Genomic DNA, 19,503 nt, shown 5'->3' with positions numbered 1-19,503 from the left:
CATTCTCAGCCGATCGAGGCATGGCGTGCGGTCCCTTCACGATGCCTGGTGAACCGGCCGCGAAAGTCGCCACCGGCCCACTTATGGTCGCGGGAGCACGGCTTGAGTTCTTCTCAAAAGTTGCTCAGTGGCCGAGGGAGGGCGCGCACGTTACCGGCCGGTTGGATCCGGCATCTCACCTGTTCGAGGACCGCACTCAACCGTATTCAGTGGGAATCGCAGCGCGGCGTGGTGCTCATGCGCCATGCGGCGCAGGGCGGACAGGGCGACCCCGAACAGGACGCTGCGCACGATCGCGGGACCCTTCTCGGTCCCGCCGTCGCCGGCGAGCAGGTCGAGCTCCGCGACGACGAGCTGCTCTGCGGCGCGGGCGTAGGCGAGGAAGAAGGGAGCGTCGGCCTCGCAGCCGAGGCTGCGCAGCCCGGCCAGCACCTGCGCCAGCACCTCGCCGCCGGAGGCACTGGTCTCGCGGGACCAGCCGAGCCCGTCGGCCAGCTCGGCCACCTCCGTGCGTGCGCAGTCCACGGCGGCCCTGCCCAGCGTCTCCGACCCGTCGAGGTAGAGGGCGCGGTCCAGCACCTGGTACGCGTCGCGCAGGGTGACCTCGTCGTCGTCGATGGCCGCCAGGATCTCGCGGACCGACGAGAGGTCGAGCCCGGCGATCCCGCTCAGGGTCCGGATCAGTCGGATCCGGCGCAGGTGCCGCTCGCTGTAGTCCGCCTGGTTGCGACCGGTGGGCAGGCCCGCCGGAAGCAATCCCTCACGCAGATAGAACTTGATCGTCGGGACCGACACGCCACTCTGTCGACTGAGCTCCGAGATACGCACGCGTCCTCCGCCCTGGCGAACGTTTGGGCAATCTTGCCATAGAGATCGATCGCTAGCCATTGATCGATGCTCATCCACGACGGATCGGACACGCCGGCGACGGGGGCGCGGGCCACTTGATCGCCACGCATCGGAACGCGCCGCCGATGTCCGAAAAATTACGCTAAGGATTGATAGAAGGCGGCGCGGATACTGGCGAGTTCCACAATACGAAGCGCAATCTTAGCGATCTTCATCCGGAACGTACAGTGGCACTTGCCAATTCTGGGCAAGAATTGATAAGCCCCCCCTCGTCACTCCGCGCTACTCTCCGAACGCAGAACGTGTTGACCGGCCGTCCGGCCTCGGCTAGCATCGACTGCGGTTAGCGGGGAATAGTGGCGGTCGATGCTCCCAAATGACTCGGCCCAATTCGCCACATCCACACATTGGGATTGTCCGCAATCCGGGGGAGACAAATGCACGACAGCGCAGAGCAGGCAGTGGAACGAGCGATCGACACGATGCGCAGCAATTTATCGGAGCAGTTGACGGTGGACGACATGGCACGCGCAGCCATGTTCAGCAAGTTCCACTTCACGCGGATCTTCCAGCGGGTCACCGGCATCTCGCCCGGTCGGTTCCTGTCCGCGATCCGCCTGCAGGAGGCCAAGCGGCTGCTCACCACGACCAGGCTCAACGTCACGGACATCAGCCTCCGGGTGGGCTACAACAGCGTCGGCACGTTCAGCACCAGGTTCACCAAGAGCGTCGGCCTGCCACCCACCACGTACCGGCGGATGGGCGGCTTCGCCCCGCGCATCCCCACCCAACGCCCGTCGGGCCAGACGCACGGCACCATCACCGGGCGGGTCACCGCCCCCGCCCGCGGGCCGGTGCCCGGGCTCATCTTCATGGGGCTGTTCCAGCACCGCATCCCCGAGGGCCCGCCAGCACGCTGCGCCATCATGGAGTCGCCGGGCGTCTACCGCTTCGTGAACGTGCCCGACGGCACCTGGTACCTGCTGTGCCACTCCGTCTCGGGCGACGTGCTCCGGCTCCAGCAGGACACCATGATGGTGTCCGCGGTGGGTCCGCTGGTCGTCCGCGGCCGGCAGACCCTGACCGCGGACGCCCACCTCAAGGAGGTGTCCAAGATAGACCCACCGGTGCTCCTGGCCCTGCTCGACAGCCGGAAGGCGGCGAGCGAACGCCAGGCCCAGGGGGAGAACCGGGCCGAGGTGTACGCGGCCTGACCCGCCCCCGGCGGAGCACCGCGTACCCCTCGGGCGGCGCTCCCCACCGCCGCGTCACCCGCGGTCGGCCACGAGGCACCCCGGCCGCCGGCGCCAGCAACGGCGTCGACGGCCGGGGTACCGCCATGTCCGCCGACGGACCGCCTCGTGCACGCCGCCGGGCCGCACCCGTGCACGGCGCCCCCGCGTCACGCCCCCCGTGCACGCCGCCGCGTCACGCCCCGTTCACGCCGCTCCCCGGCGTCACGCCCCCGTGCGCGTCACGCCCCGTTCACGCGCTCCCCCGCGTCACGCCGGCGCTCCCGTCACGCCCCGCGTCCACGTCCCCGCGTCACGCCAGCGCGGAGCCGGCGTCCGTCCGGGGCGGTGCGGACGCCCGGGCGGACACGCAGCGGTCCCGCGGACGCCGTGGCGCCCGCGGGACCGCTGCGCGGCAATCAGTCGACCTTGTGCACCGTCATCGGCAGCCCGCCGCGCACCCGCAGCGACAGCATCGGCTCGGGCACCACCGGACGGCCCGGCACACCGGCCAGGCGCACGTCCCGCAGCAGCATGGCCAGGACGAGGGTGGCCTCCATCATGCCCAGGTTGTTGCCCACGCAGAACCGTGGGCCGGCGCCGAACGGGATGTACGCGTACCGGGGGCGCTCCGTGCTGCGTGACGGGTCGAAGCGGTCCGGGTCGAACCGGTCCGGCTCGTCCCAGAACCGGGGATGCCGATGCAGGGTGTACGGGGAGATGAGGATGTCCGCCCCCGCCGGCACGTGGTACCCGCCGATCTCGTCGGCCTGCTGGGCCTTGCGGGGCAGGAGCCAGACCGGCGGATAGAGCCGGATGGCCTCCTCCACCACCATCGCCGTGAAGCGCAGCCGGTGCAGGTCCTCGTACCCGGGCAGCCGGTCGCCCAGCACCGTCACGGCCTCCTCGCGGACCCGCTGCCGGATCTCCGGATGCCGGTCGAGCAGGTGCAGGCTCCAGCCCAGCGTGCTGGCGGTCGTCTCGTGCCCGGCCAGCAGCAGCGTGACCAGCTCGTCGCGCAGCCGCTGCCGGGCCACCCGCGGGTCCTTTTCCAGCCGGGTCGAGATGATCAGGCGGGAGAGCACGTCGTCGCGGCCGTCCACGTTCCGGCCCCGGCCGGCGACGAGCTCGTCGACGACCTGCTGGAGGTGGCGACGGGCGCGCCGGAAGCGCAACTGCCGGGGCAACGGGATCCACGGCGGCACCGCGCTGAGCGTCTCCAGCTCGAACATCGCCTGGTCCTGCACGGCGGCGAACGACCCGCCGACGCCGTGGAAGCCGCTCAGCTCGGCGTCGAGCAGGGTCCGCCCGAGCACCCCGAGGGTCAGCGTGGTCATCTCCTCCAGCACGTCCACCGGAGGGCCGCCGGCCCGCGCCGCCAGCCGCTCGACCAACAGCGCGGCCTCCTCGCCGATCACCCCCGCGTACTGGGCGAGCCGTCCCTTCTGGAACGCCGGCTGGATCACCTTGCGCTGCTTGCGCCACAGCTCACCCTCGCTGGTGAGCAGGCCGTCACCGAGCGCCCGGCGGGCGTGCACCAGGCCGATGCCCTTCTGGTAGTTGGCGCTGTTGTCCGACAGGACGTGCTTGGCGTGGTCGGGGTGGTTGAAGAAGTAGAGCTGCTTGGGGCCGACCGGCAGCCGGGCGGCGTCGCCGTACCGCTCCGCGGCCAGGGTCATCATCCGCAGCCGGTCCCGGCCCATCAGGACCAGCATCTGCAGGCCGGCGGAGCGGGGCGGGCCCGGCGGCGTGCGCCGGGCGGCTCCCTCGATCGTCGTCATGCCGCCTCACTCCGCTCCCGCTCGACCTGACGGAACCGTCCGGAGAGGAAGAGCAGGGCCTCCCCGTCCGACCGGCGCTTCAGGGAGAGCAGCCGGCCGAGGAAGATGGTGTGGTCGCCGCCGTCGTAGGAACGCCACACCTCGCACTCGAAGTGGGCGAGGGCGCCGCTGATCAGCGGCGCTCCCGTCGTCGCGCCCGGCCGCCAGTCCACCTGGTCGAACTGCTCGCCGCCGAGCGGTCGCCGCCCGTCGGCGAAGTACCGGGCCACCTTCTCCTGGTCGTCGGTCAGCACCGAGACCCCGAACTCCCGGGTCTCGGAGAGACAGGCGTGCATCACCGCGTTCCGGTCGACGCACACCAGCACCAACGGCGGGTCGAGCGACACCGAGGTGAACGAGTTGGCGGTCATCCCGTGCGGGGTGGCACCGCCGACGGTCACCACCGTGACGCCGGTCGCGAATGCGCCGTACGCCCGCCGCAGTGCCGTCACGTCGGGCGTCCCGACGGTGAGTGTTCGCTGTACGTCCACGACGTCTCCTCCTCGCGCCGTCAGGTGCGCCGCGCCGAGGTGTACGGCGCGAGCGCCGTCACCAGTGCCTCCGGCACCCTCGCCGGCGCGGTGCGGGTGTTCGGGCCGCGCATGCAGGCGATGCGCTGCCGGCCCCGGGCCACCAGCGTCTCGCCGCCGTCCCGGTCGAGCTTGACGTAGTCGAAGCTGAACTCCAGCTGGGTCTGCGCCAGCTCCACCAGGCGCATCCGGATGGACAGCTCGTCGAACGCGGTGATCTCGGCGAAGAACTCGCAGTCGACCCGGAGGGTGAACAGCTTCAGGTCGTCGCGTACGTCCGCCAGCACGTCCGGCGCCCGTTCCTTCAGGAACATCTCCCGGCAGCGCCCCTGCCAGCGCAGATAGTTGACGTAGTACACGTTGCCGACGAGGTTGGTCTCCTCGAAGCCCACCGTGTGCAGGTACTCGAAGTACTTGTCCATCGCCTACGCCCGTCCTTCCGTGAGGATCGCGAACGCCATCGGCTGGGGCAGGTCCCGCACGGTCGTGACGAGCGTGGCGATCCGCAGGTCGCCGGAGGCGAAGACCAGCCAGCCGGCCCGGTCCGAGGGCACCGCGGCCAGCGGCGCCCGGTGCGAGAGCCCCGCCTTGCGCAGGCACTCGATCGCCGCCCACACCCGCGTGGCCGCCGCGTCCAGGGACTCCCCGCCGTCGGCGGCGCAAAGCCGGGCGAGGTCGACGTGTGCGCCGAGCAGGCCCTGCCAGACCGACTCCTCCCGGGCGCGTACCGCCTCGACGTCGCAGGCCAGCGGCCCGGTCCCCACCACGCACAGCGTCAGGTCCTCGGCGTGCGCGGCGGAGAGGGACCGCCCGTCGGCCAGCTCGGGGCGGCCGTCCGGCCGGTACGCGACCTCGACCGGCCCGCCCGCGGCCCGGCCGGCGGCCACCGCGGTCCGGGCCCGCCGCCGACGGGTCTCGTCCGGCGTGCCCTGCCCGGACGGCTCGCCGCGCCCGCCCTGCTCCGTCGGGGTCGGCTCCACCGCGACGGCGACGTCGCCGCCGACCAGGTCGCCGACCGCCCGCTCTAGGTACGAGCCGAGCAGCGGCGCGACCCACGGGCCACGGCCGTCCTTCTTGCGTACCGCCCGCAGCCGCAGGCCCTCCCACCGCTCCACGACCACACCGTCGGCGGAGCGCAGCGCGATGTCGTAGACGTAGGTGTCGCCGTCGCGGCTGCGCTCCTCGGCGCAGTAGCGGAGCTCCTCCGCCCCGGTCAGGCGGGTCCCCGCCGGGTGCAGCCGCTCGATCCCGGCCGGCAGCAGCGTCGCGTCGGGAACGCAGACCTGGTTGCCGTGCATGAGGGCGTCCCGCACGCCGGGGTCGCCGAGGAGCAGGGCGTCCGGCAGGTAGTCGGCGAACCAGCGCGTCTGCGGAGCCGTGACGACGTCGGCGTCGACGTGCCGGGCGGCCGACCGGTGGTAGCGGCGCAGCCGCTGGAACCGTCCACCCTGGAACAGGATGTCGCCGTACAGGTCGGTGGCGGGCTCCAACGGCACCGCCGGCAGCCCGGCGGGCACCTGCTCGGGCGGGCCCGCCGGCGGTCGCGTGCCGGTGAAGTGCAGCCGCGCCCGGAAGTGCGCCGCGCTGAACTCCGTCTCCGCGCTGTAGATGACCGCGTCCACGACGTCGTCGTCGACCACGAGGGTGGCGATCCGGATGGTGGTGCTGCCCTCCGGCGGCACCACGATGGGCCGCAGGAACTCGGCCCGCTCGACCACCGGTGTGTCGTCGCGTCCGGTCACCGCCGCGGCGACCTGGGCCATCGCCTCCATGCCGAACACCGCCGGGAACAGCAGGTTGCCGTCCAGCCGGTGGTGGTCCAGGTAGAGGTCGGTGACCGGCTTCAGCTCGGCCTCGGCGACCAGCTCGACGCCGTGGTAGCGCACGAGCGGGCGGTCCACGAACCGCAGCAGCGGCAGCTCCGGACGGTCCATCCGGACCGTGTCGATGCCCTCCGTACGCCCGCTGACCACCACCACCGACGGTGCCTGCGGGTCGGCGAGCAGGCGCCGGAGCATCTGCACGCCCTGGTCGGGGGTGACCGGGGTGATGCCGTCGCGGGTCAGCGCCTCGACCACGGACAGCCGCTCACCCATGCCGACGCCGGACCAGACCGACCACTCCAGGCAGAGGCTGCGGCAGTTCGGGTGACGCCGGCCGAAGTCGACGGTCAGCTCGGCCAGCCAGTCGTTGGCCGTGGCGTAGTGCGCCTCGCCGCGCAGGCCCGCCCGGCCGATGATGCTGCCGAACGTCACCAGCAGGCGCAGCCGGTCGGGGTCGACCGCGTCGAGCACGGCGCGCAGGCCGTCGACCTTCGGCGCGAACGTGCGGCGGAACGCGTCCATGGTGAGGCCGGTCAACGCCGCCGGCTCGTTGCGGCCCGCGCCGTGCAGCACCGCCGTGACCGGTCCCAGCTCGGCGACGAGCCCGTCGACGGCCTGCCGCACCTGCTCCGGGTCGGAGACGTCGGCCCGGGCGTAGCGCACCCGTACGCCGGCGTCCGCCATCCGCTTGAGGTTCGCGGCCAGCTCGTCGTCCTGGGCGGGATCGGAGCGGCCCAGCACGGCCAGGCCGGCGCCGCTGTCGACGGCCATGGCCAGGGCGCACTCCGCGGTGATGCCCTTGCCGCCGCCGGTGACCAGCAGCAGGTCCTCGGCGCCCAGCGGCTGCCGCGTCTCGGCGGGCCGCACCGGCAGCCCGCGCAGGGTCGGCACCCGGCGCCGCCCGGCGGCGTCGTAGCGGACCTCGGCGAACCCGTCCGTGGCGCCGACCTCCGCCGTCACCCGGGCCACGGCCTCCGGCACCGGCGGGGTGTGCACGATGGTGGTGCGCAGCTGCGGCGCCTCCAGCCGTAGCGTCTTGGCCAGCCCGGCCGCGCCCGGTCCCTGCTGGACGAGGACGAAGCGGGTGCCGGGGGCGGCGGCCGTCGCCGCCTGCGCGCCGCGCAGGGCCAGTTCGAGATCGGCCTCGGCGCACCGCTCCGGCAGGCACACCAGCACGCCCGCGCCGAGGCCGGCGGTCTGCAGGGCCGCGCGCAGCGGCTCGGCGAGCGGGTGACCGGCGGGGGCGAACAGCTGCCAGGCTCCGTCGGCCCCGGCCCGGGCGGCGACCGGGGCCGGCGCCTCGTCGAGGTCCACCGACCAGGCCCGGCACCAGTCTGCGACGCCGTGCACGATGGCCGGGCCGGCCGCGTCGGTGTCCCGACCGGTCCGGGCGAGCTGCTCCAGTGCCTCGGCGAGCTGCCCGACGGTGGCCGTCGCGAAGTTGGTGGGAGTCTGCGCGGCCGGCACGCCGAGCTGCTGCGCCGCCTGGTTGACCAGCTGGCCGACGGTGATCGAGCTGAGGTGGAGGTCGTCGAGGAGCTGGCTGCCGTCGTGCACCATCTCCAGCGGCAGCTCCGCCCGCTCGGCGGCCAGCCGGCGCAGCAGTTGCAGGCTCGACTCGCCGGCCGGCTGCTCCGACTCCGGCCGCTGCCCGTTCGCCGTCGACGGGACCGCCGCCCGGACGCCGGCGCCCTTGGGCAGGCTCACCACCGGGGCGGACTCGCAGGGGCTGGCGAAGAAGCGGAAGTTCTGGCCCACCTCGAGCGGCCGGACCAGCCGGTCGTGGAAGAGGGTGCCCTCCACGCCGCCGGCGCCGACGACGTACGCGGCCGCCGCGACCCGCAGCAGGCCCGCCAGCGACTCGTCGTCGGTGTTGAGCGCCACCGCCGGCAGGTCGGTGCTGGCCGCCGCGAGGCCGGAGAGCACCTGCCCCGGGCCGACCTCGACGAAGAGGTCGACCTCCTTGGCGGCGAGGGCCACGGCCTGGCTGAACAGCACCGGGTCGGTGATCTGGCGGTGCAGGAGGGCGGAGACGTCGGTGTCGTGGGCGAGCGGTTCGCCGGTGACGGTGGAGACGACCCGCCGGGTGACGGATCCGAACCGCTCCCCCGCCAGCGCGCCGAGGAAGGCGTCCGCGGCCGGCTCGACCAGCGGGGAGTGGAACGCGTGGGACACCGACAGCCGCGTGGTCCGCAGGCCGGCGGAGCGGGCCCGCTCGCAGGCGTCCTCCACCGCGGCCTCCGAGCCGGCGATCACGGTCTGCTCCGGCCCGTTGTACGCGGCGATCACCACGGACAGGCCGGCGATCAGCCCGGCCACCCGCTCGGGCGGGGCGCCGATGTTGGCCATCGTGCCGGAGGCGCTGTGCTCCCCCATCGTCCGGCCGCGCACGCCGGCGACCCGGAGCAGGGCCTCCTCGTCGAGCACGCCGGCCCAGTGCAGGGCGGCGATCTCGCCGAGGCTGTGCCCGACGGCGACCGTCGCGTCGAGGTTGAGCAGCGACAGCGCCCGCAGGCCGGCGAGCGAACCGGTGACGATCCGCGGCTGGGCCACCGCGGTGGCGACCATGTCGCCGCTGCTCGGCAGCGCCGCCCGCTGGTACACCTCCTCCACGTCGGCGAAGCGGCGGCGCAGCGCGCCACCCGAGGTGCCCTTGCCGGACCCCTGCCCGGGGAAGAGGAAGCCGATGCGGCCCGGGCCGCTCACGTGGCCCAGGAAGCAGCGGCCGTCGGAGGAGAACAGGCGTACCTCGCCGGCGTCGAGGGCGTCGCAGATCCGGCGCAGCTGCCGCTCGCCGTCCTCCGGCGAGGAGACCACCACGCCCGCCCGGTACGGCAGGTCGCGCAGTTCCCGGTGCAGGGTGGCGGCGAGGTCGCCCAGCTGGGCGTACGACACCGTGGGCACGAACTCGACGAGACGCTGCAACCGCTCGCGCAGCTCCTGCGGGCTGCCCCCGTCGACGAGCAGCAGCTCCACGTCCTGCATCGAGGCGGCGAGGTTGCGGAAGCGGCTGTCCAGCCGGGACGAGCGACGCGGCTGCCCGTTCTCCAGCACGATGTGGGTGTTGATGCCGCCGAAGCCCATCGCCGTGATGCCGGCGCGCACCGGCAGGCCGCGCGGCCACGCCTCGGCCTTGCGCAGGGCCCGCAGCGCGGACTGCTCGGCGGTGAGGATCTCGTGCGGGTCGACGCAGCCGATGGTGGGCGGCAGGACCTCGTGGTGGACGGCCATCGCGGCCTTGATCAGGCCGGCGACGCCGGCCGCCGCCTTGGTGTGCCCGATCATGCCCTTGATCGAGCTGATCGCGGCCTGGGCGGCGTTCTCGTCGGCGGTGCGCCGGGCCAGGGACAGGGCCTGGAGTTCGGTGGCGTCGCCCACCTGCGTGCCGGTGCCGTGGCCCTCGAAGAGCCCGACGGTCTCGATGCCGAACCCGGCCCGGTCGTACGCCCGGCGCAGGGCGAGCTGGTAGCCGGCGACCTCGGGCCGGGTGATGCCGCCCTTGCCGTCGGAGGAGATGCCCCAGCCCGCGATGGTGGCGTAGATGCGGTGCCCCGCCTGGCGGGCCTCGGCCTCGCGCATCAGGACCACCATGCCGCAGCCCTCGCCGGGCCAGAAGCCGTTCGAGCCGCGGTCGTAGACCCGCATCTCGCCGCGCGCCAGCGCGCCGGTCTTGGCGAAGCCGATGATCTCGAAGGGGTCGATGGAGAGGTCGACCCCGCCGGCGACCGCCACGTCGACCTCGCCGTCGGAGAGGGTCTTGCACGCGGTGGCGACGGAGAGCAGCGACGAGGAGCAGGCGCCGTCGACGGTGTAGCCGCCGCCCTTGAAGTCGAAGTGGTTGCAGATGCGCCCGGCGATGGTGTTGGACAGGCCGCCCGCGAGGGTGTCCTCGTCGACCTCCGGGAACGGGCCCTTGAAGGTCGCCTCGAAGTCGTCGAGGAACGTGGTGAGCTGGTCGTCGTCCCAGTCCTGCTCCTTGAGCGCGGCGGCGACCATGCGGCGCACGTAGGGCCAGCGCAGCCGCAGCTGGTTGGCCCGGGAGAACTCGCCGGTCAGCGTGTTGCCGACGACCACGCCGGTGCGCTCGCGGGGCAGTCCCTCCCCCATCGGGAACCCGGCGTCGGCCAGCGCCATGGCCGCCATGTCGAGGGCGAGCCAGTGGGTGAGGTCGGTGGAGCGGTAGGTGCTGCCGGCGATCTTGTAGGCGATGCGGTCGAACTCGTAGCCCTCGATGACCGCCGCGTTGCGGGCGTAGAAGCGGTCGGGCGTGGCCGGGTCCGGATCCCAGTAGTCGTCCAGACTCATCCGCACGTCGGGCAGCCGGCGGAAGGCCCGCCGCCCGGCGAGGGCGTTCTCCCACAGTTCACGGGGCGACGTGGCGTCCGGGTAGCGGCACGCCATCCCCACGACAGCGATCCTTGTCACGAGGTCTCTCCTTCGTTGCGTGCGGTGGTGGACCGCCTGGGCGCGGGACGGGCCGCTGGGTGGGGCGCCACGGTCAGCACCGCCCCTCGAACTCGGCGGCGATGGCCTGGCGCCACCGCTCGTAGGCGGGCGTGCCGCCGTCCTGCCCGCTGGGCAGGGTCACGTCGGTCACCTTCGACGCCTCGGCGGTGGACATGCCGCAGAACACCTGCGTGGCGACCTCGTTGTGCGGGACGACCAGACCGGCGCGTACCCGGGCCCCGGCCGCGAAGGCGCTGCCCTGGGCGAGGTCCACCCGGTAGTCGCCGGCCCGGTCGCGGAACCGGTGCAGGTCCGCCTCGGTGGCTCCCCCGGCGTAGGTGGCGGCGAGGCCCGCCCCGGCGTACAGGTCGGCCCGCCGGTGCGCGGGGAACGCGGCGAAGATCTCCGTCACCCGGTCCACGTCGGTGCCGCCGACGAACCAGGTGGCCCGCCCGATGCCCTGGTCGATGACCCGGTCGGCGTACTCGCGCGGGCCCTCGGCCGGCCACGGGAACCGCGGGTGGCGGTACTGCCCGTACACGTACCGGTCGGTGTGGAAGTACGCCTGGTGGAAGCCGTAGCCGTCGAGCACCAGCCACCGCAGGAGCGGGTCCGGGGCGTACAACTGGCCCCAGCGGATCCGGGGCAACCGGGCCATCGCCCAGCCCACGCCGACGTACGCCATGTAGACGTGCGCGTCGCCCCGACCGGCGAGCAGACCCGGCACGTGCCGGGGGCGGCCCGGCCGCAGCGCGTCCCGGACGGCGAAGCCCATCGCGGCGCCCTCGTACGCGAAACCACGAAAACGCGTCGGCACCGTTTCCAGGCGGCGTTCGGCCGCCTCGGTCGTCGGCGCCTCGGCGGCGTATCCGTAACCGGCGAGGAATGAGGCGCCGACGGTTTCGAGCAGCGCCTTCGATTCCTCGTTCTTCACGTGGAATCCGCGCACGTCCATTTTCGTCTCGGAGATATTTGGCGTCAGGATTCTGCGCCGCAGATCACGCAGGCTCTGCATGGCACGTTCCCCCAAAGGGTCGGTGTTTCCGTTTACCGGGGATGGACATCCATTTCGATGATGGCAAGCGCGGGAAGGATTGATTTCTTCAACCTTGCGCACTCGTCGCAACTAGGCGGAACATTCACGTGCACCGTCGACACGCGACGGCGCGGCGACCGTCCGGGGGACGACGCGGGCGGTTCTCAGCGACCGTGGTTGATGCCGGCCGGCTCGAAGTGCGCGCGGACGTTGCGCCGCCACACCTCGTACGCGGGCACCGGCCCGGCCGGCTCCGCGCGGACCGCCACGTCGTCGGCGAGCGCCGCGGCGGCGGCCACGGACCGGCCGCCGAGCGCGTGCATCGCCGCCTCGCTGTGCGCCGGCACGTGCCCGGCGTGGCTGCGGGCCTTGGCGGCGAAGACCGCGCCCTGGGCCAGGTCCGGCGCGCACGGGCCGGCGTCGGCGCGCAGCGCGGCGAGCGCCTCGGCGTCGGCGCCGCCGGCGAAGGTGGCGGCGAGCCCCACCCCGCTCCACAGGTCGCCGTGCCGGTCGGCGGCGAAGGCCCGCACGGCCCCGGCCACGTCGGCGGTGCGGGCGCCGTGGATGAACCACAGCGCCCGGCCGAGGCCCTGGTCCGTGGCCCGGAGGAAGTAGTCCCCGTGGCCCTGCCACGGGTACGCCGCCAGCCGCTCCTGCCGGGTCACCCAGCGGTCGAGGTGGAAGTAGGCGCGGTCGAACCCGTAGCCGTCCACGGCCAGCCAGGTCATCGTCGGGTGGTACGGGGAGCCGGTGAGGTCCGGCACGACGTGCCGCCAGAGGGGCCGCGGCAGGCGTGCCATCGCGAAGCCGATGCCGATGTAGGCGAGAAAGAGGTGCGGCGCGCCGGGGCCCCGCAGCAGGTCCCGGGTGCGGGTGCCGCGCCTTGGCCCCATCACGTCGAGGATGGTGCAGGCCATCGTGGCGCCCTCGTAGGCGAAGCCGAGCAGTTCCCGGTCGACGAGCGCGAGCCGGCGTTCCAGCTCCCACGGGTCGCGGGTGTCGATGCCCCACTCGAATCCGCAGACGACCGACTGCGGAACCGCCTCCAGCCGGCGGGTGACCTCCGTGGCGGGGCCGGGGAAGCCCCGACGCGCGAAGGTCACCTCCGCGAGCGTCGGTGCCATCAGCAGTCGACGCATGGAGCCCAGTACCGTCGGCATGGCAGATCCCCCTGTCGTTACGACGACGCCGGCCCCGGCCGGCGGGTGACTTCATCGTCACGCCGCGCCGGCCGGGGCCGCGTCTTCTGCTGTGCGCTCATCCGCCGCGACGGGCGGGGCCGCGCGGTGGGCGGGTCACGGGCCGGTGACGGGCCCCCTTCCCCGCTGCGGACGGAGGAACATCAGCAGCAGGGCCACCGCGACGAGGCCCAGGTCGAGCAGGAGGAGCACGCCGTTGATGCCGTCGATCCGGGCGTGGTCGTGGCTGGCGTTCGCGGCCTCGTCCCCGATCGGCGCGGCGACGGGCCCGGCCGGAACGGCGCCGGGGGTCACCGTGAAGCCGGCCAGGCCGGCGACCTGTCGGCCGTCGGGCAACAGGGCCCGGTAGGCCACGCGGTACGCGCCCGGCCCGGCGTCGCGTACCCGCACGGCCAGGCGGCCGTCGCGGACGGCCGCCTTCCCGATCGAGACGACCGCCCCGGTCGGTCCGGTGACGGCCAGGTGCACGTTCTCGGCCGACTCGGCGCCGCCGAGCGTGAGCGTCACCTCGGCGGGCGCGACCCCGACGACCGACCCGTCGCCCGGGTTCAGCATGAACCTCCGGCTCTCGGCCGGAGTGCCGAAGGCCAGCAGCGCCACGATCGACAGCACGATGCCGACCGCGACGGCGATGGCCGCCCGCTGCACCGCCCCGACGGACGTGGGCGGTGCCGGCGGACGGGCGCCGTCCACGGTGGTCATGACGGCTGGGCCGCGACCTCGGGCTGCCGGCAGCTGCACGACATCAGCTCCGCCTCCGCCGGGGAGGGCCGCAGGTGCAGGTACATCGCGATCACCATCGGCACGAAGACGACCGTGTTGTAGAACAGGTGCAGCTCGACCCGGGGGATCACGACCTGGAGCAGGCTGGTGGGCACGGGGCTGTCGAACAGGTGCCGGCCGGTCTGCGCCTGCAACAGCAGCAGCAGGTGCTCGATGTGGTGCCAGAACTGGATCGCCAGGGCGGCGGTCCACCAGCTCCGGCTGCGCCCGACGAAGCCGGGGCGCAGCATCCACAGCCCGACGAGCATCACGATGGCGTAGCCGTAGTGCAGCCACTCCGAGCTGACCAGCCACGGGAACGGCATGCCGAGCACCCCGCGGGCCTCGGGCCGCGACCAGCCCAGGCCCCAGATCTGGTACGCCTGCACCAGGTGCTCGGCCCAGTGCGCCAGCACGATGACGAGAAAGGCGTTCAGGGCCGCCCGGTGGTGCGCGCCGTTGAGTGTCGCCCAACGCCCGGAAGCTCCGGGCAGGGTCGCCTGGTAGCTGGTCACGTTTCCTCCTTGGAAGGGTCACGGGCGCGAGAGACACCACGCCCCTCACCCAGCGTGTCGGCTCCGACACGCCGTCACGTCTCCAATGTTGCCCAGTTGAAGTCGGGAATCCGTCAGACCGGCTCGGGCGAGCCGGCGGGGGCGTACCAGGTGCCCACCCGGCGGGCCGCCGCGAAGCTGGCCCAGGCCACCGCGTCGACCAGGGCCGCGTCACCCGGCTGGTGGCGGCGGAACTCCGTGACCACCTCCTCGTCGACCTGGTAGGAGGCGAACACGGTCAGCAGGGCCAGGCGGCCGGCGGCCCGCTCCGCCTCGGGCAGCGGCGCGATCAGCCGCTCGCACCACTGTCGACTCAGGCCGGTCTCCTCCCCCCGCCAGGCGTCGAGGCGTTCCGCGACCAGCTCCCGGACCGCCGGCGGGACGGCCCGCTCGCCGGCCGCCTCGAACGCGGCGTAGGCACGGGCCATCGCCCCGGCCACGTGCGGGCTGCCCGCCGCCCAGGCGGCCTCCGCCGGCAGCGGCGCCGGCGGCAGCAGCTCCACCGAGCGGCCCGGCTCGCGGGCGTCGCGCAGCGTTCCCTGCAACACCCAGCCGATGCCCCGCTTCAGGCGCCGGCGCGCCCGCGGCGTCAGCCCCGGCGGGAGCAGGAAGTTGGAGAGGAACACGTTGACCACGCGGGCGATGTAGTGGAAGCCCACCACCACGCCGACCAGCTCCGGGCGGTCCCGCTCCGGAAACGGCAGCACCGGCCGCGAGGTCTGCGGCTGGTGTGCCGTACGGCCCCACTCCGCCGCCACGCGGATGCGCCGGTCGGCGATCTCGGTGAGCCGGTCGGCCACGATCGCCTCCGCGTCGTGCTCCGTGGAGAGCTCGTAGAGCCCGACGCTGTGCATGTCCACGCAGTACGGGCAGATGTTCGCCACGGACACCGCGGCGGCCACCGCCTCCTTGGTCGCCCGGTCCACGTTCTCCGTCGGCAGCAGCGGCTCCCGCATCACCATCCAGTACGCCGCCAGCACCTCCGGCGACGGGGAGTGCAGCTGCGCCGGCGGCACCACCAGCTGCATCTCCTGCGCGACCTGCCGGTAGACGGCGTCCACCAGGCCCCGCGCGGACCCCTGCGGCACCGGCGTGACGTAGTTGACCTGGCGCTGGACCACCGACGAGGCCACCCGACGAGCGATCATGATCTGCCTCCTGTTCTGCGCCGCCCCGCCGGACGGTCACGACGACGGCTCCCACGACTGCGGCAATGCCAGTATTGGGAGTCCGGGGGCGCGGGCAACGCCATCGACGCCGGTTGAGCACCCTGGGAGAAGGAGGGCCCGGCGGCGCCCGCCCATGATGGGCGACGACCCAGTCCCCCACCCGCGGGAGTCGCGATGCTGGTCCTGGTAACCGGTGGCACCGGATTCATCGGCTCCCACTCGACGGCGGCCCTCCTCGACGCCGGGCACCGGGTCCGGCTGCTCGTGCGCGACCCGGCCCGCGCCCGGCGGGTGCTGGCGGCGCTGGGCGCCGACGCCGGGCGCGTGGAGCTGGTCACCGGCGACGTCACCGACCCCGCCGACGTGGCCCGGGCCGCCGACGGCTGTGCCGCCGCGCTGCACGCCGCCGGCGTGTACAGCTTCGACTCGCGGGACCGGGCGCGGATGCGGGCGGTCAACCTCCGCGGCACCGAGGTGGTGCTCGGGGCGGCGCGGGCGGCGGGCCTCGACCCGATCGTGCACGTCTCCACCTTCGGCGCGCTGCTGCCGGCCACGGGGTCGCCGCTGACCGTCGACTCCCCGGTGGGCGCGCCCCGGGAGGCGTACCTGAGCAGCAAGGCCGCCGCCGAGCACGTGGCGCGCCGGCACCAGGACGACGGGGCACCGGTGGTCATCACCTATCCGCTGGCCTCGCTCGGGCCCGACGACCCGCACCTGGGCGACCAGACCACCCGGGTACGCAACGTGCTGCGCGGGTTGATGCCGCTGTGGCCGACCGGCGGCTTCCCCGTCGGGGACGTGCGGGACGTGGCCCGGCTGCACGCGGCGGTGCTCGAACCGGGGCGCGGCCCCCGCCGCTTCCCGGCCCCCGGCCGGTACGTCACGACGCGGGAGTTCGTCGACGCGCTGCGCCGGGTCACCGGGCGGGCCCTGCCCACCCTCCGGCTGCCGGCCCCGGCCCTGCTGCCGATGGGCCACCTGGTCAGCGCGGCGCAGCGGCTCTCGCCCGTGCACCTGCCCGCCGAGCACGGCGCCATCTACCTGTGCGCCACGGCCCGCCCGATGGACGGCACGCCCACCGAGGAGCTGCTCGGGTCGGCGAGCCGGTCGCTGGACGAGACCCTGACCGACACCGTGCGCTGGCTGCACCGGACCGGGCGGCTGAGCCGCCGGCAGGCCGGGCGCGCCGCGCTCCCGGCGACCGCCCCGCCGCGCCGCGCCACCGAACCGGCCTGACCCCCGCCCCGACCCGGCCGGACTGCGCTCCGCGCGCGCCGCCCGCCCGCGCGGACCACGCCGCCGCAACGCGCCGGCCAGGGCACACCGCACCGGCTCCCAGATCGTGCCGCTCGCGAGAACGGGACGCGCTGCGAGGACAGGGCGCGCTGCGAGGACAGGGCACGTGGCCGGGCACCGGGCCCGGCCCCACCGTTCGCCGCGGCCGGGCCGCGGTGTCCGCCGCCCGGGACGGCCCGCCGTGTCCGCCGCGCGGAGCGGCACCTTCCGTCCGCGTGGATCGGGGCGCGGAAATTGCGCTCCCGCCGCCGTACGCAATTTCCACGCCAATCGTCCCGGCCGTCGGGACATCGGCCTCAGCAAAACAGAAGATGCGTCCCACCTGCGTCGGTAGCCACGATGATGCAGAACTTCGCGCACCGTCCACGCCGCACGGAAAGCATTTCCGGGCGACCACCAATTCATCCCTTGCATCCGTCGCCCTAGCGGGCGGTGGTCAAGGCTGCCCGAAAACGCCCTGGCGGGACCGGTAACCGACGCGCCCGCCCCAGAAGGAGGTAGCCGCCGTGCAACCGGAAACACCCGAGGAGCAGCAGGCACGCGTGCTGACGCTGGAAGCGTTCGCCGACACCATCATCCCCGGGGCGAAGCGGTCCGCCGACGACCGGGCGATCGCCGGCGTCTCGACCGACGGCGGCGCCGTCGAGTGCGGGGCGCTGGCCCTGATGGAGGACCCGGCCGGCGGGTTGTCGCTGATGCTGGGGACGCTCAGTGAGGCCCTCAACGCGCACGCGACCGGGTACGCCGAGGCGAACGGCCTGGCCCTCGACCCGGCGGTGCCGCCCTTCGTCGCGCTGGCGTTCGACCACCGCACCGCGCTGCTGAGCCACCTGCTCGCCCCGGACAACCCGGAGAAGGAGATGTGGGTGGGGCTCGCCCTGTTCAGCAACATGGCCTACGACAGCGCCGCCCACATGAACACGCTCGACGCGCTCGCCGCCGGGCATCCGGGGCTGCTGGCGATTCGCATCACCCAGCCCGACGACGACGGGCTGTGGCGGTTCCCCGAGTACTCGTACGGACGCCCGCTGTCGCGACTGCACCCACACACCACCCCCACAGGGAGCCCGGCATGACCAGTAGCGCAAGCACCGACGTCGTGGTGATCGGCAGCGGCTTCGGCGGCGCGATCCCGGCCTACCACCTGGCCGCGGGCGGGGCGCGGGTGGTGGTCCTGGAGCGCGGACCGTGGCTGTCCAGCGAGGAGTTCGACCACGACTTCAAGCTCGGCTCGTCGTACACCCGGATCTTCGACTTCACCGTCGGCGACGGGATGAGCGTGCTCGGCGGCAACTGCGTCGGCGGCGGCAGCGTCGTCTACTTCGCCACCATGCCGCGCGCGCCGCAGTTCGTCTTCGAGCGGCAGGGCAGCATCGGCCGCCGGATGTGGCCGGCGGCCATCACCCGCGCCACGCTCGACCCGTGGTACGACCGGGTCTGCGAGTCGCTGCCGGTGACGATGCAGAGCTGGGACAAGGTGCCGTACGCCGGCGGCCTCTTCGCGGCGGCCTGCGCGCACGCCGGACGCACGGCCAACCCGGTGCCGTCGGCCGTGGACGTCGACAAGTGCACCAACTGCAACTGGATGATGGCCGGGTGCCGCTTCGACGCGAAGCGCTCCCTGCTGCTCAACTACCTGCCGGCCGCCCTGGCGCACGGCGCCGAGATCCGGCCGTTGCACGAGGTGCAGCACCTCTCCCGCACCGAGGACGGCGGGTACCGGGTGCACTACCGCATCGTCGACGCGGAGGACTACCGGATCCTGCACGACAGCGGGACGATCGACGCCAAGATCGTCATCGTGGCGGCCGGGGCCGGGGCCACCCCGGTGATCCTGCAACGCTCGGAGCCCACGCTGGGCACGATGCCCCCCGCCGTCGGCCGGTACTTCTCCGGCAACGGCGAGCGGCTCAACACGGCCGTCTTCGACGACGACCGGGTCCGGGAGGTGCTCGGGCTCAGCCGCCCCAACGGAAAGGGCTACGACGCCAACCAGATCGGCCGCGGGCCGACGGTGGCGACCTGGGACCGGCTCGACCCCGACCTGCCCGAGTACGAGCGGTACTCGCTGGAGCAGCTCTTCTTCCCGTTGGGGCTGGGCACGATCCTCGCCCAGGTGCCCGACGCGCAGGGCCCGAGCTGGTTCGGCCTGGAGAAGAAGGAGATGCTGCGCCGCTGGCAGTCGTGGCTGACGCTGTTCACGATGTCGGAGGACGACAACGAGGGCGTCTTCGGGCCGCCGCCGGCGACCGGCAACGCCGACCGCATCTCCCAGCAGATGCTCGGCCGGGGCCCGTTGCGTTACCGGCCCACCGCCAACACGCTGCGGGGCTGGGCCGCCGCCGACGCGGACGCCCGGGACATCCTGGAGCGCGACGGGCTGGCCCGGGTGATGCCGTGGACCAACGACGTGGTCGGCGCGTACACGGTGCACCCGCTGTCGTCCTGCCGGATCGGCGACGACCCGGCGACGTCGGCCCTCGACGACCGGCACGAGCTGCGGCAGCACCCCGGCATCTTCGTCACCGACGGCTCGGCGGTGCCGGGCGCGCTCACCGTCAACCCGGCCCTCACCATCGCCGCGCTGGCCGAACGCGCCGTGCCCGGCATCGTCCGCGCGGCGCAGCAGCGGGGCATCGACGTCACCTACCACGGCTCGCTGCCCGACGGCACGGTCACCGCGGTGCCCCAGGTCGTGCCCAGCTAGGACCACGACGGGCCGGGGGCGCGCCCCGCCCCCGGCCCCGGCCCGCCCGACCAGGAAGGAAACCGATGGGCAGGCGACTG

At 73.7% G+C, this 19,503-nt stretch carries 14 protein-coding genes; 4 read left to right on the top strand and 10 right to left on the bottom strand.

Annotated elements, in window-relative coordinates; all coding sequences use genetic code 11:
• Window positions 1-150: 150 nt before the first annotated feature.
• A complete protein-coding gene (locus tag ABZ573_RS28360) occupies window positions 151-828 on the bottom strand; it encodes a MerR family transcriptional regulator (RefSeq protein WP_358122080.1) in 678 nt (225 codons plus the stop codon).
• A 458-nt stretch (window positions 829-1,286) separates the two neighbouring features.
• On the opposite strand from ABZ573_RS28360, the gene ABZ573_RS28355 reads away from it, so the two are divergent.
• Window positions 1,287-2,063, top strand: a complete 777-nt coding sequence (locus ABZ573_RS28355) for an AraC family transcriptional regulator (RefSeq protein WP_151453268.1) — start codon at window positions 1,287-1,289, stop codon at window positions 2,061-2,063.
• A gap of 437 nt (window positions 2,064-2,500) precedes the next feature.
• Here the strand turns inward: ABZ573_RS28355 and ABZ573_RS28350 are convergent, their stop codons facing one another.
• From ABZ573_RS28350 to ABZ573_RS28310, 9 genes are all read right to left on the bottom strand, one after another.
• Window positions 2,501-3,862 (bottom strand): cytochrome P450, encoded by a 1,362-nt coding sequence (locus tag ABZ573_RS28350; RefSeq protein ID WP_151453269.1) that lies wholly within the window; start codon window positions 3,860-3,862, stop codon window positions 2,501-2,503.
• The gene (locus ABZ573_RS28345) at window positions 3,859-4,353 is read right to left on the bottom strand and encodes a flavin reductase family protein (RefSeq protein WP_358122126.1); all 495 of its coding nucleotides are present in this window, start codon (window positions 4,351-4,353) and stop codon (window positions 3,859-3,861) included. Before ABZ573_RS28345 ends, ABZ573_RS28350 begins: the two co-directional genes overlap by 4 nt.
• Window positions 4,354-4,412: 59 nt before the next feature.
• Window positions 4,413-4,853 carry an acyl-CoA thioesterase gene (locus tag ABZ573_RS28340; RefSeq protein WP_132238187.1) on the bottom strand — a complete coding sequence of 147 codons (441 nt, stop codon included), beginning with the start codon at window positions 4,851-4,853 and terminating at the stop codon, window positions 4,413-4,415.
• 3 nt (window positions 4,854-4,856) lie between these two features.
• On the bottom strand, window positions 4,857-10,679 hold the full coding sequence (locus ABZ573_RS28335; protein ID WP_358122077.1) for a type I polyketide synthase: 5,823 nt from the start codon (window positions 10,677-10,679) through the stop codon (window positions 4,857-4,859).
• A gap of 73 nt (window positions 10,680-10,752) precedes the next feature.
• A complete protein-coding gene (locus ABZ573_RS28330; protein ID WP_358122075.1) occupies window positions 10,753-11,715 on the bottom strand; it encodes a DUF1702 family protein in 963 nt (320 codons plus the stop codon).
• Between the two features lie 185 nt (window positions 11,716-11,900).
• Window positions 11,901-12,896 (bottom strand): DUF1702 family protein, encoded by a 996-nt coding sequence (locus ABZ573_RS28325; RefSeq protein WP_358122073.1) that lies wholly within the window; start codon window positions 12,894-12,896, stop codon window positions 11,901-11,903.
• Between the two features lie 135 nt (window positions 12,897-13,031).
• Window positions 13,032-13,637 carry a copper resistance protein CopC gene (locus ABZ573_RS28320; protein ID WP_151453274.1) on the bottom strand — a complete coding sequence of 202 codons (606 nt, stop codon included), beginning with the start codon at window positions 13,635-13,637 and terminating at the stop codon, window positions 13,032-13,034.
• The gene (locus ABZ573_RS28315; protein WP_225852009.1) at window positions 13,634-14,212 is read right to left on the bottom strand and encodes a hypothetical protein; all 579 of its coding nucleotides are present in this window, start codon (window positions 14,210-14,212) and stop codon (window positions 13,634-13,636) included. Before ABZ573_RS28315 ends, ABZ573_RS28320 begins: the two co-directional genes overlap by 4 nt.
• Window positions 14,213-14,325: 113 nt before the next feature.
• Window positions 14,326-15,399 (bottom strand): carboxymuconolactone decarboxylase family protein, encoded by a 1,074-nt coding sequence (locus ABZ573_RS28310; protein ID WP_358122070.1) that lies wholly within the window; start codon window positions 15,397-15,399, stop codon window positions 14,326-14,328.
• Between the two features lie 195 nt (window positions 15,400-15,594).
• Between ABZ573_RS28310 and ABZ573_RS28305 the strand changes: the two genes are divergently transcribed.
• The 3 genes from ABZ573_RS28305 (at window position 15,595) to ABZ573_RS28295 (ending at window position 19,423) form a co-directional block, all read left to right on the top strand.
• The gene (locus ABZ573_RS28305) at window positions 15,595-16,656 is read left to right on the top strand and encodes an SDR family NAD(P)-dependent oxidoreductase (RefSeq protein WP_358122068.1); all 1,062 of its coding nucleotides are present in this window, start codon (window positions 15,595-15,597) and stop codon (window positions 16,654-16,656) included.
• Window positions 16,657-17,222: 566 nt separating this feature from the next.
• Window positions 17,223-17,792, top strand: a complete 570-nt coding sequence (locus tag ABZ573_RS28300) for a DUF5987 family protein (RefSeq protein WP_151456143.1) — start codon at window positions 17,223-17,225, stop codon at window positions 17,790-17,792.
• Window positions 17,789-19,423, top strand: coding sequence for a GMC family oxidoreductase (locus ABZ573_RS28295; RefSeq protein WP_132238204.1), 1,635 nt, complete (start codon window positions 17,789-17,791; stop codon window positions 19,421-19,423). Before ABZ573_RS28300 ends, ABZ573_RS28295 begins: the two co-directional genes overlap by 4 nt.
• Window positions 19,424-19,503 lie beyond the last annotated feature (80 nt).

Origin of the sequence: Micromonospora sp. NPDC007220 (genome assembly GCF_040634035.1) — a bacterium.
In the GTDB taxonomy this organism is placed as follows: Bacteria; Actinomycetota; Actinomycetes; order Mycobacteriales; family Micromonosporaceae; genus Micromonospora; species Micromonospora reichwaldensis.
This window is presented reverse-complemented; position numbering and strand designations above follow the sequence as displayed.

Coding starts and splice junctions, on each gene's coding strand:
- ABZ573_RS28355 (WP_151453268.1), top strand. CDS start 1,287: ATGCACGACAGCGCAGAGCAGGCAGTGGAACGAGCGATCGACACGATG.
- ABZ573_RS28350 (WP_151453269.1), bottom strand. CDS start 3,862: ATGACGACGATCGAGGGAGCCGCCCGGCGCACGCCGCCGGGCCCGCCC.
- ABZ573_RS28340 (WP_132238187.1), bottom strand. CDS start 4,853: ATGGACAAGTACTTCGAGTACCTGCACACGGTGGGCTTCGAGGAGACC.
- ABZ573_RS28330 (WP_358122075.1), bottom strand. CDS start 11,715: ATGCAGAGCCTGCGTGATCTGCGGCGCAGAATCCTGACGCCAAATATC.
- ABZ573_RS28325 (WP_358122073.1), bottom strand. CDS start 12,896: ATGCCGACGGTACTGGGCTCCATGCGTCGACTGCTGATGGCACCGACG.
- ABZ573_RS28320 (WP_151453274.1), bottom strand. CDS start 13,637: ATGACCACCGTGGACGGCGCCCGTCCGCCGGCACCGCCCACGTCCGTC.
- ABZ573_RS28310 (WP_358122070.1), bottom strand. CDS start 15,399: ATGATCGCTCGTCGGGTGGCCTCGTCGGTGGTCCAGCGCCAGGTCAAC.
- ABZ573_RS28305 (WP_358122068.1), top strand. CDS start 15,595: ATGCTGGTCCTGGTAACCGGTGGCACCGGATTCATCGGCTCCCACTCG.
- ABZ573_RS28295 (WP_132238204.1), top strand. CDS start 17,789: ATGACCAGTAGCGCAAGCACCGACGTCGTGGTGATCGGCAGCGGCTTC.